Below are 13,175 nucleotides of genomic sequence, written 5' to 3' on the forward strand. Positions count from 1 at the left end.
TTAAGATGGCCAAGGCCGGACCCGCTTCCGTCGAATTCCGCAACGTCTCGATGCGCTATGGCGCGGTGACGGCGGTCGACAACATCAACTTCACCATCGAGGCCGGCAAGCTCGTGACCCTGCTCGGCCCCTCCGGCTGCGGCAAGACCACGACCTTGCGCATGATCGCGGGCCTCGAGATCGCCAGCGACGGCCAGATCCTGATCGGCGGCAAGGACGTCACCAAGCTCTCGGCTGCCGACCGCGACGTCTCGATGGTGTTCCAGTCCTACGCGCTCTTCCCGCATATGAGCGTGCTCGACAACGCCGCCTATGGCCCGACCGTGAAGGGCCTCGGCAAGGACGAGGCCAAGCAGATGGCGCTGGAGAAGCTGGCGCTGGTCGGCCTGAAGGGCTTTGAGAACCGCTACCCGTCCGAGCTTTCGGGCGGCCAGCAGCAGCGCGTCGCGGTGGCCCGCGCGCTCGTGCTGGAGCCGCAGGTGCTGCTCTTCGACGAGCCGCTCTCCAATCTCGACGCCAAGCTGCGCCGCCGCGTCCGCGAGGAAATCCGCGAATTGCAGCAGGACCTCAACCTGACCGTGGCCTATGTCACGCATGATCAGGAGGAGGCGCTCGCCGTCTCCGACCGCATCATCGTGATGTCGAACGCCCGGATCGCGCAGGAAGGCGCGCCGCGCGACCTCTACGAGCAGCCCTCCAACGCCTTCGTCGCCGACTTCATCGGCGACGCCAATCTGGTCGATGTCACCGTGAAGGCGGCGGCGGACGGCCGCGCCGATGTCGCGATCGGCTCGGCGACGGTCAGCCTGCCGGCGCGTGGGCTCGGTGTCGGCCCGGCCAAGGTCGCGATCCGGCCGGAGGCGCTGCTGCTCGGCGAGCCGGGGCAGGCGGGTTCGCTGCCCGGCACGATCCGCAAATGCGCCTATCTAGGCAACCATCTCGACATCATGGTCGAGACTGAAGTGGGTGGGCTTTTCGTCGTCCAGTATGGCGGGCGCGAGATGCTGGAGCCCGGCACAGCGGTCTCCGTTTCCTTCGCGAACAAGGGCGTGACGCTGATTCCGCCGGCCTGAGCGACGCCGGAAGCCGAAGTTCGATGCTCGCAGGCTGAGAATGCGGCAGCTGCTGCCGTATTCTCAGCACTTTCGCTGTGTATTTCTGTTGAGTTGGCTAATCAAAAATTGATAGATTCGGCTGACAATCGTCACCTGAATCGGGGAAAGACCGCACGAAAATGGCCACGGGCGAGAGCGCAACCACCATCCTGATCCATCTTGTCGGCGGCGTCGCACTGCTGATCTGGGCGGTCAGGCTGGTGCGAACCGGCGCGATGCGCGCCTTCGGCTCCCAGCTCAGGCAGGCGCTGCAGAGTTTCACGCGCAACCGCTTCGCCGCCTTCGGCAGCGGCGTCGCGGTGACCATGGTGCTGCAAAGCTCGACGGCGACGACGCTGCTGGTCTCTTCCTTCGCCGGTCAGGCCCTGATCGTGCCGGCCATGGCGCTCGCCGTCCTGCTCGGCGCCAATCTCGGCACGTCGCTCGCGGCCTTCGTCATCTCGATGGATCTGGGCTGGCTCTGGGGGCTCTGCGTCGCCATCGGCGTCGCCATGTATCTGTCCAGCGAGGCGATGGAACGCCCGCGCAATATCGGCCGCGTGCTGGTCGGCATCGGCCTGATCCTGCTGTCGCTGATCGAACTGAACACGGCCGCCGCGCCGCTGGCGCAGTCGCCCACCTTCCGCACCGTCCTCGCCGCCATGGGCTCCGAGCCGCTGCTCGGCATCCTCGCCGCCATCGCCGCGACCTGGATCGTGCATTCCTCGATCGCGATCATCCTGCTCGTCGCGACTTTCGCGGCATCCGGGTTGTTCCCGCCGGCGACGGCGCTCACGCTGGTCATCGGCGCCAATCTCGGCAATGCGCTGATCCCGGTGCTCGACCAGCTCGGTGCGCCCGCCGCCCAGCGCCGCGCCGCCGTCGGCAATCTGGCGACGCGCGTGATCCTGGCGCTCGCCGTGCTGCCCTTCGTCGGCCCGCTTTCGGCCTGGCTCATCAGCCTGCCTTCGGCGGATGCGCGGCTCGCCATCGAGTTCCATGTCATGCTGAACGTCGTCGGCGCACTGGTCTTCCTGCCCTTCGTCGGGCCGATCTCGGCCCTGGTCGAGCGCTTCATGCCCGGCAAGGACGAGAAGGCGGAAGCCGTCACTCCGCGCTATCTCGACCCCAACGCACTCGACGCTCCGACCGAGGCGCTCGCCGGTGCGATGCGCGAGGCACTGCGCCTTGGCGACCGCGTCGAGGGCATGCTGCGCGATACCATGACGCTGCTTGAGAAGGACGAGCTCAAGCTCTCCCGCGCCATCGCCCAGGCCGATGACGGCGTCGACACCATCCACGAGTCGATCAAGCTCTATCTGGTCAAGGTCTCCCGCAACGAGCTGTCCGAGGAGGAGAGCCGGCGCCTGTTCGAGATCATCACCCTGATCACCAATCTCGAGCATATCGGCGACATCATCGACAAGAACCTGCGCGAGCTCGCCGAGAAGAAGATCCGCAAGCGCTATTCCTTCTCGCCGGAAGGGCTGGCCGAGATTCGCGACTTCCATCACCGCGTCGCCTCGGCGCTGGCGCTGGCACTCAACGTCTTCGCGACCCGCGACCTCGTGCTCGCCCGCCAGCTCTTCGCCGACAAGGCTGCAATGCGCGATGCCGAGCGGCGCGCCACCGACAGCCATTTCCAGCGCCTGCGTTCGGGTCGGCCGGAATCGATCGAGACCAGCGCGATCCATCTCGACATCATCCGCGATCTCAAGCGCATCCACGGCCATATCGTCTCGATCGCCTATCCGATTCTGGAGAGCGCCAACGAGTTGCGCGAGAGCCGCCTGCGCGAGACCAAGGCAGCCGCCGAGCAGCGCGAGATGCCGTCCGTCCTCATCCCTGCCGCACATTCGGGCGGGTAAGGGCGATCCTCAGCGTGGCGCCGCCAGGATGATCGCGGCGCCCACGAGGCAGATGGCGCCGCCGGTCAGGTCCCAGCGATCCGGCCGGATGCCCTCGACAGCCCAGAGCCAGCCGAGCGAGGCGGCGATATAGACCCCGCCATAGGCGGCGAAGGCGCGCCCGGCCGCGGCGCTCTCGACCAGCGTCAGCAGCCAGGCGAACAGCCCGAGCGAGACCAGCCCCGGCAGCAGCCACCAGATCGGCTTGCCGAGCCGGAGCCAGCCCCAGAAGGCGAAGCAGCCGGCGATCTCGAAGAGCGCGGCGCCGATATAGGCGGCGATGGTCGGCATGTCATGATCCGGGTGCGCTTAAACGAGGTTCCCTCACGGGAGGCCTCAGTCTAAGCCGGATGACGCGTCACGCCAGCAAGCCCGGATCATGTCAGTAAAGAACATCGCCATCATCGGTGCAGGCCCCGCAGGCCTGATCGCGGCCGAGCGGCTGGCCGCTGCAGGGCATCGCGTCGCGATTTACGAGCGCATGGCCTCACCGGCCCGCAAGTTCCTGCTCGCCGGGCGCGGCGGCCTGAACCTCACCCATTCCGAAGGGTTCGACGTTTTTCTCCGCCGCTACCGTGAAGCGGGCGATTGGCTGGAGTCGGCCCTGCGTGCCTTCCCGCCACAGGCGTTGCGCGATTGGGCGGATGGGCTCGGCGCGGAAACCTTCATCGGCTCCAGCGGCCGCGTCTTTCCCCGCGCAATGAAAGCCTCGCCCCTGCTTCGGGCTTGGCTCGCCCGGCTCGACGGGCTGGCCGTCCGGTTGGCATCGGGCCGGCTCTGGACCGGCTGGAGTGCCGATGGCGCCCTGACATTCCGCCTCGCGAGCGGCGAAATCGAAACTGTTCGCCCCGATACGACGCTGCTGGCGCTCGGCGGCGCGAGCTGGCCACGTCTTGGCTCCGATGGCGGCTGGGTGCCGTTGCTCACCGCACGCGGCGTCGCGATGTCGCCGCTCCGGCCGGCCAATGGAGGTTTCACGGTTGCCTGGTCGCCTCAGATGAAGGAGCGCTTCGCCGGTCAGCCGTTGAAGCGCATCGTTATCCGCTCTGGCGGTGCGACGGCAGCCGGTGAGGCGATGATCGATGCCGGCGGCATCGAAGGCGGGGCGATCTACGCGCTGTCGGCGCCGATCCGCAAGGCGATAGAGCAGGAAGGCGGTGCCACGATCCAGATCGACCTGCGGCCCGATCTCACGGAGGAGGAGCTTGCCGCACGCCTCGCAAAGCGCCGCAAGGGCGAGACGCTGAGCAACCATCTGCGCAAGGCGGCGGGTCTTGCTCCGGTGGCGATCGCCCTGCTGCGTGACGCCGCCGGAACGGCACTCCCGGACGAGCCGGTGGCGCTCGCCGCATCGATCAAGGCGGCAAAGCTGAGGCTTGAAGCGCCCATGCCGATCGCGCGCGCCATCTCGACGGCCGGCGGCATTGTCCGTGATGAATGCGATGCCGGCTTCATGTTGAAACGCCTGCCGGGCGTCTTCGTGGCCGGTGAGATGTTGGACTGGGAGGCGCCGACCGGCGGCTACCTGCTCCAGGCCAGCTTCGCGACCGGCGTCGCGGCCGCGGCTGGTATGGAGACGTGGCTGGCCGGACAGCGTTGAACCAGTGCTGCCTTGCCGCGTTACCCCTGCATCGACGTGAAGGGAGCAAGGCATGGCCGAGCCGATGAAGCCCGGAACCGATGTGACATGGCGCTGGGGCGCGCATCGCGCTCGCGGCCGTGTCGAGCAGGTTTTCACGACGCCGGTCAGCCGCAGGATCAAGGGCACGCGCGTGCACCGCAATGCTTCGGAGGCGAAGCCGGCCTATCTCGTAACCCAGCCCAATGGCGGCTACGCGCTCAAATCCCACAGCGAATTGGAGCGCGTTCAATGAGCCATATCGACCTGACGCCGCCCGAAGCGGTCGCCAAGGCGGCCGCGAAGGGCCTCAGGCTGCGGCAGCAGTTCAACCGCGGCGGCACGCAGATCGGCGTAGCCCGTGCCCGCGACCTCAGCAACCGCCGAAGATTGAGCTCCGATACGGTGCGGCGCATGGCGAGCTATTTCGCTCGCCATGCCGTCGACAGACAAGCCAGTGGCTTCGGCGATAAGGACGACCCCTCCGCCGGCTGGATCGCTTGGCTGCTCTGGGGCGGCGACGAAGGCCGCGACTGGTGCGAGCGCAAGAAGGCGGAACTGGACGAAGCGGATAAGGGCGAAAAGAAGCGCGCGTGATCAATCGCTCCGCTTCAGCGCGGCCATGGCATCGGCGGTGCCTGTTCGAGCCCCATCGCAATATGCTGCCATCTCCTGTCACCAATCATGCCGGCAAGGCGCCGCGCCCTCTCGCATCGCGGCCCGTTCCGCACCATATTGCGGCCATGCCGAAAAGCTCCGACACCACCGCGACCAAGCCGAAGGCGGCGAAGAAGCCCTCTTCGGCGCGCACGCCGAATTCCAAGGCGACCAAGCCCGAGCTGAAGCCGCTCGAAGGCTATCTCGCCGACCTGCTGAACCCGGCGATCAACCGCGGCACGGCGGTGCCGGGCGGTGCCTCCGGCTTCAGCGACAGGCCGCAGGCCGGCTACGAGGCCGAGCCGAGCTATGCGCTGGAACGGCCCGGCGGCGAGGAGAGGCCCAAGCGCAAGCTCTCCAAGAAGGCGGATTCCGCCTTCATCGGCGCCGAGGGCGCGGCGGCCGCGACGGCGAGCTCGCTGCAGCATCTGCTCGAAACCGGCAGCCCCTTCATCCAGCCCGGCAAGCCCTGGACGCCGCACCGGCCCGAGCGCCCCGAGAAATCGGAAGGCGGCATCGCCTTCACGATGAAGTCCGACTTCTCTCCATCAGGGGATCAGCCGACCGCGATTGCCGATCTCGTCGACGGCATCCGCCGGCAGGAGCGCGACCAGGTGCTGCTCGGCGTCACCGGCTCCGGAAAAACCTTCACCATGGCCAAGGTGATCGAGGAGACGCAGCGCCCGGCGCTGATCCTCGCGCCCAACAAGACGCTGGCGGCGCAGCTTTACGGGGAGTTCAAAAGCTTCTTCCCCGACAACGCGGTCGAGTACTTCGTCTCCTATTACGACTATTACCAGCCGGAGGCCTATGTCCCGCGCTCGGACACCTATATCGAGAAGGAATCCTCGATCAACGAGCAGATCGACCGCATGCGCCACTCGGCGACGCGCTCCCTACTCGAACGCGACGACGTGATCATCGTCGCCTCGGTCTCCTGCATCTACGGTATCGGCTCGGTCGAGACCTATACGGCGATGACCTTCTCGGTGAAGCTCGGCGAGCGCATCGAGCAGCGCCAGCTCATCGCCGATCTCGTCGCGCTCCAGTACAAGCGCACCCAGCACGACTTCGCCCGCGGCACCTTCCGCGTCCGCGGCGACGTGATCGAGCTCTACCCGGCCCACTATGAGGACCGCGCCTGGCGCATCGGCCTGTTCGGAGACGAGGTCGAGAGCATCAGCGAGTTCGACCCGCTGACCGGCCAGAAGACCGGCGAGCTCGAATTCATCAAGGTCTACGGCAATTCGCACTACACCACGCCGCGCCCGACGCTGACCCAGGCCGTGAAGTCGATCAAGGAGGAGCTCAAGGCCCGCCTCGACGAGCTCAACCGCATGGGCCGCTTCCTGGAGGCGCAAAGGCTCGACCAGCGCTGCACCTTCGACATCGAGATGATCGAGGCCACCGGCTCCTGCAACGGCATCGAGAACTATTCGCGCTATCTCACCGGCCGCAAGCCGGGCGAGCCGCCGCCGACGCTGTTCGAGTACCTGCCCGACAACGCGCTCGTCTTCACCGACGAGAGCCATGTCACCGTGCCGCAGATCGGCGGCATGTACCGGGGCGACTTCCGCCGCAAGGCGACGCTGGCCGAATACGGCTTCCGCCTGCCCTCCTGCATGGACAACCGGCCGCTGCGCTTCGAGGAATGGGACGCGATGCGGCCCCAGTCTGTGCATGTCTCGGCCACGCCCGGCGGCTGGGAGATGGAGCAGACCGGCGGCGTCTTCACCGAGCAGGTCATCCGCCCGACCGGCCTGATCGACCCGCCGGTCGAGATCCGCCCCGCCAAGCATCAGGTCGCGGACCTCCTGGACGAGGTCAAGGAGGTCACCGAGCGCGGCTACCGCACGCTGGTCACCGTGCTGACCAAGCGCATGGCCGAGGATTTGACCGAATACCTGCACGAGAACGGCGTGCGCGTGCGCTACATGCATTCGGATATCGACACGATCGAGCGCATCGAGATCCTGCGCGACCTGCGTCTCGGCGCCTTCGACGTGCTGGTCGGCATCAACCTGCTGCGCGAGGGCCTCGACATCCCGGAATGCGGCTTTGTCGCCATTCTCGACGCCGACAAGGAGGGCTTCCTGCGCTCCGAGACCTCGCTGATCCAGACCATCGGCCGCGCCGCGCGTAACGTCGACGGCAAGGTCATCCTCTATGCCGACCACGTCACCGGCTCGATGGAGCGGGCGATGGCGGAGACCAATCGCCGCCGCGAGAAGCAGGTCGCCTATAACGCGGAACACGGCATCACGCCGCAGACGGTGAAGAAGAATATCGGCGACATCCTCGGCTCGGTCTATGAGCGCGACCATGTCACGGTCGACAAGGGGCTGGTGGCGCCGGCCTCGGGCCACAACCTCAAGGCCGCGATCGCCGATCTCGAGAAGCGCATGCGCGAGGCCGCGGCCGATCTCGAATTCGAGACGGCGGCCCGCCTGCGCGACGAGATCAAGCGCCTGCAGGCGACGGAGCTGGCGATCGCGGACGATCCGCTCGCCCGGCAGGGCGATGTCGAGGCCTCCGCCGGCAAGTACAAGGGCGAGCGCTCTTACGGCTCCAGCGCCAACCTGCCGCCGAGCCGTGCCCGCAAGCCCACGGACGAGGACATGGGGCCGCATAACTGGGGCGGCGGCGAGGGCAAGCCGAAAGCCGGCGAGAAGCCGAACCCGCTGCTGACCGGCACCTCACGTGTCCGCAAGCCGACGCTCGATGAAATGGGTCCGGTGCCGGAATCGCGGCCTAAGGGGGCGGGGGAGAGACGGCGGCGGAGGTAGGCTTGGCTATCCGTAATGACGGCAGTTTTTTTATCATCAATATCTGCGTGGCGCTGTTCGGTGGTCATCGTTCATTTGACGATGGCGCTATTCAACGATCAAGGGCGCGGGGAACCCTTCTCCCGGATGGGAGAGGGGCAGGGGTGAGGGACCGCCGCTGATCGTCAAGCCGCAACGGCGACGCAGCGCCTTCTCTTGAACCCGCACACCCTCATCCGGCGCTTCGCGCCACCTTCTCCCATCCGGGAGAAGGAAGAGGCGTCGCGGCTCGGGAGCTTGGGTCGGCTAGGCCTCACGCCCCGTCGAAAGCCGCGTGATAGCGCACCGTGCCGGCCGGCAGCTCCGCACCGAAACCGAGGCGCATGAAATATTCCGGTGGCACGCCCTCCAGCACCAGCTCCGGATCGTTGGCGAAGCCGAAGCGGCCGTAATAGCCGGGGTAGCCGAGCAGCACGCAGCCAGCGGCGCCCTTCTCGCGCAGGCGCTGCAGGCCCTCGCGGATCACGCCCGAGCCGATGCCGCCGCGCTGCCGGCCCCGCTTCACCGAGACCGGCCCGAGCCCGAAGCAATCGCGCTCCGCCCCGTCGATCGTCACCGGTGAGAAGGCGACATGGCCGATGATCTCGCCCTCTTCGACGGCGACGAGCGAGGTCAGCGCCCCGGCCGCGCGCAGGCCGTCGACGATCGCCGCTTCGGTGCCGCTGCTATGCGGCGCCGTCGCGAAGGCTTCCGTGGTCAGGGTGCGGATGGCGTCGGCGTCTTCGGGCCGCTCGGGGCGGATATCCATGGTTCTCTCCTGTGGGGCGCGGGTTATGCGCCCGGCGTCCCGCGCTCGCAAGGCGTTCACCAACGCAGATGTGATGGCCCGGCTGCAACCCGGCCGTGGCAGGCTGGTTGTCGGGGGGCGCGCGGCTTGCGCGCCCGAGCAGGGAGACGTTGCATGACGATGCTGAACCGCCGCCGCCTTCCCGTCCTTCTCGCCGGCCTCGCCGCCACCGTCGCGCTGCCGGCGCTGGCGCATCACGGCTGGGCCTGGGCCGAGGGCGAGCAGATGACGCTCATGGGCAAGATCAGCAAGATCTCGATGGCCCCGCCGCATCCGATGCTGATGGTCGAGTCCGAGGGCAAGCTCTGGCAGGTCGATCTCGGCAATCCCAACCAGACCGAGCGCTCCGGCTTCCGCGGCGACACGGCCAAGCCCGGCGATGCCATCACAGCGCTCGGCAACCGCCATCTCGACGAGACCAAGCTGCACATGAAGGCGGTGCGCATCACCCTCGCCGGCAAGGATTACGACATGTATCCGGAGCGCATTCGCACGAACTGAGCGTGGCCGAACTGATCGAGGCGCTGGGACATTGGCCGGGCGCGCTGTGGTTGCAGCGCTCCGGCACGGCCTATCTCGTCGTCAACGCCGCCCATATCCTCGGCATCGGCCTGCTCGTCGGCGCGATCCTGCCGCTCGATCTCCGATTGATCGGCCTGTTGCGCGGCGCCCCGCTCGCCGTGCTCGCGCCTTTCCTGACCCGCGCCGCCGCCTGCGGCCTCGCGCTGGCGCTCCTGACCGGCGCCTGGCTCTTCACGGTGAAACCATCGGATTACGCGGGTAATCCCGCCTTCCTCGCCAAGCTCGCTTTGCTCGCGCTGGCGCTCGGCAATATCGCGCTCCAGCATCGGGGCAGGGCGCTGGCGGAGGCGCTCGTGACCGAGCGGGTGTCGGGGCGTGTGCGGGCGAGCGCGTTCGCCTCCTTCACGCTCTGGCTGGCGGTGCTGCTGGCGGGGCGCTGGATAGGTTTTGTCTAGGCCGCGACGGCGAGCTGCGTGTCGAGCTTGCGGATCGCGGTGCTGAGCTCGGGCTCGTCGACGAGATCGGCGGCATCGGCGAGCTTGAACCAGTGCAGGTCGCGCTGGTGCTGCTCGGCCCAGCTGTCGAGCTGCTGCTCGACTTCCAGCAGGTAGAGCTTCACTTCGCAGAGCGCGAAATGGTCGCTCATCCGCTTCCAATAGGTGTAGCGTCCGGCCGGCTTCTCGCTGACGCGACCGACGACGCCGGCCTCCTCATAGGCCTCGCGCGCGGCGGCGTCGCGGTCCTTGAGGCCCTTCATCGGCCAGCCCTTGGGCACGATCCAGCGGCGCGTGGTGCGCGAGGTCACGAGCAGGATTTCGGTCGAGCCGTCGGCGGCGTGGCGGATCGGCATGGCGGCGATCTGCGACCGCTTCTCCCCCGGTTTCCGCTTGGCCTTCTTCATCGACGCTGAGAGCCTCCTATGCATCGGGCCGAAAAGTGGAATGCACTTTTCGGAGGACCCCGATGCTCAAACCAAGAGCTTGATCGCACCTGCGTCCGTCAGGACGCTCAGGCGATCAAGCGGCTGCACATTCGTCCGGCTCCGAATCACAGATGTTCGCCGGAGCGAATAAATATTGCATCGATTCGGAAAAATGGAAGAGGCGTTCCGTGGAATCGCGTCAGTCCTTCGATTCGCGCATGTCCTCAGGCTTGGCCAGCCGCAGCAGGAGCCAGCCACTGACGCCGGAGAGCAGCGACCCGGCGATCACGCCGATCTTCGTCTGGCTCTGCAGCGCCTCCGAATCGGGGAAGGCGAGCAGCCCGATGAACAGGCTCATGGTGAAGCCGATGCCGCAGAGCAGGGCGATGCCGTAGAACTGCGCCCAGGAGGCGCGGGCCGGCAGGTCAGCGAAGCCGGTGCGGATCGCCAGCCAGCTGAAGCCGAAGACGCCGATCTGCTTGCCCAAGAACAGTCCGAGCATGATGCCGAGCGGCACCGGCGCCGCGAGCGTCGAGAGTCCGAGCCCGCTGAAGGACACTCCGGCATTGGCGAAGCCGAAGACCGGAATGACCAGGAAGGCGACGTAAGGATGCAGGCCATGCTCCAGCCGGTGTAGCGGCGAAGTAGCGTCGTCGGGCCTGGCCGGGGAGGGTTTCAGCGGGATCGTCAGGGCCAGCGCCACGCCGGCCAGCGTCGCATGCACGCCGGATTTCAGGGTGAAGACCCAGAGCGCCACGCCGAGCAGGAGATAGGGGCCGAGCCGTGTCACGCCGAAGCGGTTGAGGAGAGCGAGGGCGACCAGCGTTGCTGCCGCAAGGCCGAGATGGAGGCCCGACAGGCCGGCCGTGTAGAACACCGCGATGATGATCACCGCGCCGAGATCGTCGAGGATGGCGAGCGCCGTCAGGAAGACCTTGAGCGAGGCTGGCACGCGCGGGCCGAGCAGCGAGAGCACGCCGAGCGCGAAGGCGATGTCGGTAGCGGTCGGGATCGCCCAGCCGCGCAGGCTCTCGGGCGCTCCGAGATTGAAGCCGACATAGATCAGGGCTGGCGCGACCATGCCGCCGAGCGCGGCGAAGCCGGGCAGCACACGGCGGCTCCAGCTCGAGAGCTGGCCGTCGAGCATCTCGCGCTTGATCTCCAGCCCGACGAGCAGGAAGAACACCGCCATCAGCGCGTCGTTGATCCAGTGCAGAACCGAAAGCCCGAGCACATAGCTCTTCAGGGCGCTGAAATAGAACGGCGCCAGCGGCGAGTTGGCGATGACGAGGGCGAGCGCCGCGACCACCATCAGGATGATGCCGCCGGCGGCCTCGCTATGCAGGAAATCCCGCAAGGCGGAAACGGGGCGGGTCCGGTGGGCGGCGCCGGTCATCAGGTTCTCCTTACGTCGATCGGGACGGAAGAGATACGACAGGCTGTCGCCCTAGACCAAGTTTGCCGATGCCGCAGGCGGAATCAGAGCTTCTTGCCGTCCTTGTCGAACTGCTTGAGGAAGGCGATCAGGTCCTTGATCTCCTTCTCGCTCTTGATGCCGACGAAGATCATCTTGGTGCCGGGAATCTTGGCCTTGGGGTCCTTGATGTAGTCGGTGAAGGTCGCCTCGTCCCAGGTCAGGCCGGAATTCTTGTTGGCGTTCGAATAGCTATAGGCCTCGACCGCGCCGGAATGCCGGCCGATCAACCCGTTGAGCTCGGGGCCGACGAGGTTGCGCGCGCCTTCGCCGACCTGATGGCAGGCGCGGCATTTGGCGAAGGAGCGCTCGCCTGCCGAGATGTCCTGCGCCGTGGCGGGCTGGGCAAGGAGGGGAAGCAGGAGGACAAGGCCGAAGAAAATGGCTCGCATGATCAGGTCTTTCGACTTGGAGACATTCTCAACTTAATGCCGAGTCGCATGGCGATGGCATGAGCCATTTCGCCGCGCGGCGCCCTGTTCAGAGTTCGCCGATCCACTCCGCCACGGTCGCGGTGAAGGCATCGGGACGCGAAACCGGGAAGAGATGCCCGCCGGTTTCCATGATCGCGCGGCGGCAGCCGGGCAGGGCGGCGGCGAGCGCCTCCTGATGGTAGACGGGCACGACCATGTCGTCGCGCGTGCCGAGCACCAGCACCGGCATCATCAGCGAGTCGATATCGGCGGTGCCGTCGAAGGCGAGCAGGGCATCGAGGCGCTCGCGCGTCACGGTCCGGGCGTGCTCGCTCACCGGCGCGGCCTCGATCGCGGCATCGTAGATATGCCAGTTCGCCTCGATCCAGCGCGGCTGGTAGCCGCTGAGCACCGAGGTCGCGGCATAGGCATAGGGGTCGCAGGCGAGGATGGCGCGCCGGGCGCCGAAGACGGCATTGAGATAGCGGCCGGATTTCAGCCAGCTCGCGCTCAGGATCAGGCCGTCGAGCCGGCCGGGCGCGAGCTTGGCGATCGCCTGCGCGATGCAGCCGCCGGTGGAATGGCCGAGCACCACGGCCCGCGAGACGCCGGCTGCGTCGAGAACGGCGAGGCTGTCCTGCGCCAGCAATTCGATCGTGCAGGGCGCCTCACCGCGCGTGCTGGCACCGATGCCGCGCTGGTCGAAGCGGATGACCTGGAAGGAACGCGAGAGCGTCGCGGCGATGTCGCTCCAGAAGGCGGCGCTGCCGCTAAGGCCGCTGACCAGCAGCAGCGGTTGGCCGTGGCCTTCCTTGAAGGCGTGCAGCACGGCGCCGTCCGGCGTCTCGACCTTGAAGTCGGTGATATCCGTGGTGGCCGTCATGCGTCACCTCGCGGATGGAGATGCCGAATGCTGCGCAGCCCGCGCATGATCTCGTCCATGGCCCCATCCTCCC

The 13,175-nt window shown here is 67.2% G+C and carries 14 protein-coding genes; 8 read left to right on the forward strand and 6 right to left on the reverse strand.

Going from position 1 to position 13,175, the window contains the following annotated elements:
- Positions 1-5: 5 nt before the first annotated feature.
- Together NUV79_RS20400 and NUV79_RS20405 are read left to right on the forward strand one after the other, a co-directional pair.
- Positions 6-1,073 carry an ABC transporter ATP-binding protein gene (locus NUV79_RS20400; protein ID WP_257734903.1) on the forward strand — a complete coding sequence of 356 codons (1,068 nt, stop codon included), beginning with the start codon at positions 6-8 and terminating at the stop codon, positions 1,071-1,073.
- 161 nt (positions 1,074-1,234) lie between these two features.
- Positions 1,235-2,962: a Na/Pi cotransporter family protein gene (locus tag NUV79_RS20405; protein WP_257734904.1), complete on the forward strand. Its 1,728-nt coding sequence runs from the start codon at positions 1,235-1,237 to the stop codon at positions 2,960-2,962.
- A gap of 9 nt (positions 2,963-2,971) precedes the next feature.
- On the opposite strand, the gene NUV79_RS20410 is transcribed toward NUV79_RS20405, so the two are convergent.
- A complete protein-coding gene (locus NUV79_RS20410; RefSeq protein ID WP_257734905.1) occupies positions 2,972-3,292 on the reverse strand; it encodes a YnfA family protein in 321 nt (106 codons plus the stop codon).
- 88 nt (positions 3,293-3,380) lie between these two features.
- On the opposite strand from NUV79_RS20410, the gene NUV79_RS20415 reads away from it, so the two are divergent.
- The 4 genes from NUV79_RS20415 to uvrB all read left to right on the forward strand — a co-directional run bounded on the left by NUV79_RS20415 (position 3,381) and on the right by uvrB (position 8,062).
- A complete protein-coding gene (locus NUV79_RS20415; RefSeq protein WP_257734906.1) occupies positions 3,381-4,601 on the forward strand; it encodes a BaiN/RdsA family NAD(P)/FAD-dependent oxidoreductase in 1,221 nt (406 codons plus the stop codon).
- Positions 4,602-4,653: 52 nt separating this feature from the next.
- Complete coding sequence (locus NUV79_RS20420; RefSeq protein ID WP_257734907.1) at positions 4,654-4,875, forward strand: hypervirulence associated TUDOR domain-containing protein; 222 nt, start codon at positions 4,654-4,656, stop codon at positions 4,873-4,875.
- Positions 4,872-5,216, forward strand: coding sequence for a hypothetical protein (locus NUV79_RS20425; protein ID WP_257734908.1), 345 nt, complete (start codon positions 4,872-4,874; stop codon positions 5,214-5,216). Before NUV79_RS20420 ends, NUV79_RS20425 begins: the two co-directional genes overlap by 4 nt.
- A gap of 146 nt (positions 5,217-5,362) precedes the next feature.
- Positions 5,363-8,062 carry an excinuclease ABC subunit UvrB gene (uvrB, locus tag NUV79_RS20430; RefSeq protein ID WP_308218227.1) on the forward strand — a complete coding sequence of 900 codons (2,700 nt, stop codon included), beginning with the start codon at positions 5,363-5,365 and terminating at the stop codon, positions 8,060-8,062.
- Positions 8,063-8,354: 292 nt separating this feature from the next.
- Here uvrB and NUV79_RS20435 read toward each other — a convergent pair whose 3' ends face one another.
- On the reverse strand, positions 8,355-8,849 hold the full coding sequence (locus tag NUV79_RS20435; protein WP_257734909.1) for a GNAT family N-acetyltransferase: 495 nt from the start codon (positions 8,847-8,849) through the stop codon (positions 8,355-8,357).
- A 153-nt stretch (positions 8,850-9,002) separates the two neighbouring features.
- Between NUV79_RS20435 and NUV79_RS20440 the strand changes: the two genes are divergently transcribed.
- Together NUV79_RS20440 and NUV79_RS20445 are read left to right on the forward strand one after the other, a co-directional pair.
- Entirely contained in the window at positions 9,003-9,389 is a 387-nt protein-coding gene (locus NUV79_RS20440; protein WP_257734910.1) for a DUF6152 family protein, read from the forward strand.
- Positions 9,390-9,391: 2 nt separating this feature from the next.
- Positions 9,392-9,865, forward strand: coding sequence for a DUF6644 family protein (locus NUV79_RS20445; RefSeq protein WP_257734911.1), 474 nt, complete (start codon positions 9,392-9,394; stop codon positions 9,863-9,865).
- Here NUV79_RS20445 and NUV79_RS20450 read toward each other — a convergent pair.
- The 4 genes from NUV79_RS20450 to NUV79_RS20465 form a co-directional block, all read right to left on the reverse strand.
- Positions 9,862-10,311, reverse strand: a complete 450-nt coding sequence (locus tag NUV79_RS20450) for an NUDIX hydrolase (protein ID WP_257734912.1) — start codon at positions 10,309-10,311, stop codon at positions 9,862-9,864. The two genes, NUV79_RS20445 and NUV79_RS20450, sit on opposite strands and share 4 nt — an antisense overlap.
- Positions 10,312-10,531: 220 nt before the next feature.
- Positions 10,532-11,728, reverse strand: coding sequence for a Na+/H+ antiporter NhaA (gene nhaA / locus NUV79_RS20455; protein WP_257734913.1), 1,197 nt, complete (start codon positions 11,726-11,728; stop codon positions 10,532-10,534).
- An 83-nt stretch (positions 11,729-11,811) separates the two neighbouring features.
- On the reverse strand, positions 11,812-12,198 hold the full coding sequence (locus tag NUV79_RS20460) for a c-type cytochrome (RefSeq protein WP_257734914.1): 387 nt from the start codon (positions 12,196-12,198) through the stop codon (positions 11,812-11,814).
- A gap of 88 nt (positions 12,199-12,286) precedes the next feature.
- Complete coding sequence (locus NUV79_RS20465; RefSeq protein WP_257734915.1) at positions 12,287-13,102, reverse strand: alpha/beta fold hydrolase; 816 nt, start codon at positions 13,100-13,102, stop codon at positions 12,287-12,289.
- Between the last annotated feature and the right edge of the window lie 73 nt (positions 13,103-13,175).

This window comes from Allobosea sp. 47.2.35 (assembly GCF_024655635.1).
In the GTDB taxonomy this organism is placed as follows: Bacteria; Pseudomonadota; Alphaproteobacteria; order Rhizobiales; family Beijerinckiaceae; genus Allobosea.

Bases quoted from the DNA above. Each gene is read 5' to 3' on its own strand.
- nhaA (WP_257734913.1), bottom strand. From the start codon at position 11,728: ATGACCGGCGCCGCCCACCGGACCCGCCCCGTTTCCGCCTTGCGGGAT.
- NUV79_RS20440 (WP_257734910.1), top strand. From the start codon at position 9,003: ATGACGATGCTGAACCGCCGCCGCCTTCCCGTCCTTCTCGCCGGCCTC.
- NUV79_RS20420 (WP_257734907.1), top strand. From the start codon at position 4,654: ATGGCCGAGCCGATGAAGCCCGGAACCGATGTGACATGGCGCTGGGGC.
- uvrB (WP_308218227.1), top strand. From the start codon at position 5,363: ATGCCGAAAAGCTCCGACACCACCGCGACCAAGCCGAAGGCGGCGAAG.
- NUV79_RS20465 (WP_257734915.1), bottom strand. From the start codon at position 13,102: ATGACGGCCACCACGGATATCACCGACTTCAAGGTCGAGACGCCGGAC.
- NUV79_RS20405 (WP_257734904.1), top strand. From the start codon at position 1,235: ATGGCCACGGGCGAGAGCGCAACCACCATCCTGATCCATCTTGTCGGC.
- NUV79_RS20450 (WP_257734912.1), bottom strand. From the start codon at position 10,311: ATGAAGAAGGCCAAGCGGAAACCGGGGGAGAAGCGGTCGCAGATCGCC.
- NUV79_RS20460 (WP_257734914.1), bottom strand. From the start codon at position 12,198: ATGCGAGCCATTTTCTTCGGCCTTGTCCTCCTGCTTCCCCTCCTTGCC.
- NUV79_RS20410 (WP_257734905.1), bottom strand. From the start codon at position 3,292: ATGCCGACCATCGCCGCCTATATCGGCGCCGCGCTCTTCGAGATCGCC.
- NUV79_RS20435 (WP_257734909.1), bottom strand. From the start codon at position 8,849: ATGGATATCCGCCCCGAGCGGCCCGAAGACGCCGACGCCATCCGCACC.
- NUV79_RS20425 (WP_257734908.1), top strand. From the start codon at position 4,872: ATGAGCCATATCGACCTGACGCCGCCCGAAGCGGTCGCCAAGGCGGCC.
- NUV79_RS20415 (WP_257734906.1), top strand. From the start codon at position 3,381: ATGTCAGTAAAGAACATCGCCATCATCGGTGCAGGCCCCGCAGGCCTG.
- NUV79_RS20400 (WP_257734903.1), top strand. From the start codon at position 6: ATGGCCAAGGCCGGACCCGCTTCCGTCGAATTCCGCAACGTCTCGATG.